Here is a 1035-nt window from a genome sequence, read left to right as displayed (position 1 = left end):
CATGACGTCGAATGCTTCAAGGCAGACAAGATGCCGGCCTCTAAAGTCGGAGAGTTCGAGCGGCAATTGAAGGGGCAGGAGGACGGGCTGAATCGGCTGACGGTTGATGAGTATTTAGAGAATATTGCTAATCCGGTGAAGCGCAGTCCGGCGGCTGCCAGAACGGCTCGCAAGGATCTGCAAGATCAATTGGAAGAGCGTTTTCAGAATGATTTTCCAGACTTGGATGTACTCGAAGCGGAGGAAGCTGCAATTAAAAAAGCCAAGGAAACGATGGCAAACCTTGCTGGACTGCACAACCCCGATCTGAGTGCTGGTGGCAAGGATATCATCGGCGGTTTCGGTGACCGACAGGTTAACTCCAGCATTGGGCCTCAGTGGAGACCAAAAATTCAAAACCTCAAAGCAGCTGCTGAGAAAGTGCCAGAATCCCTGCGAGGCTCAACTTTCCTTAACGTTAAATTACATAAGTGCTGAAGGAGGCATCCGTGGACAAGGTATTTGCTAGGTTTCTAGAGAAGTTTGGTGGCCCTGTCGATCGCCAGGACGTCCCGATGTCAAGTATCGAGCGCTATAGGGGCAAACTGCCTAATCAGCTTTTGGAATACTGGACTGAGCACGGCTGGTGCGGATACGGTGACGGGATTTTTTGGATAGTGAACCCGCAGGAGTACGAGGGAGTGGTGGCTTCCTGGATTGAGGGGACGGAACTTGAAAAGCGCGACACTTACCACCTGATTGCACGTGGTGCTTTTGGTGACGTATACCTGTGGGGCGAGAAAACGGGATTTTCACTGAAGATAACCAGCATCTTTTCTAGATGCGTAATCCATAATTTTGAACCCGCCCCCGAACAAATGGATCGTAAGCTTCAAGACTTTATCGTGTCTAGAAAAGTGGACTCTAACGATGTAGAAGATTTGTTTAGCCAGGCAAGAAGAAAGCTCGGCACGCTGCGCCATGATGAAATGTATGGCTTTGTTCCAGCGTTAATGCTTGGCGGATCGGCATCTCTTGATCATGTTGAGAAATTAA

General features: G+C 49.5%; 2 protein-coding genes. Both read left to right on the top strand.

Annotation, left to right across the window (positions count from 1 at the left end; all coding sequences use genetic code 11):
* A partial coding sequence (locus BMX68_RS25035; protein ID WP_256218840.1) for a polymorphic toxin type 15 domain-containing protein occupies window positions 1-477 on the top strand: 477 nt, incomplete at its 5' end.
* An 11-nt stretch (window positions 478-488) separates the two neighbouring features.
* On the top strand, window positions 489-1035 hold a 547-nt coding region (locus BMX68_RS25030; protein ID WP_074862808.1), incomplete at its 3' end, for a GAD-like domain-containing protein.

The organism is Pseudomonas agarici (assembly GCF_900109755.1).
GTDB lineage: Bacteria > Pseudomonadota > Gammaproteobacteria > Pseudomonadales > Pseudomonadaceae > Aquipseudomonas > Aquipseudomonas agarici.
The sequence above is the reverse complement of the archived record's forward strand: the minus strand, read 5'-3'. Positions and strand labels throughout refer to the sequence as shown.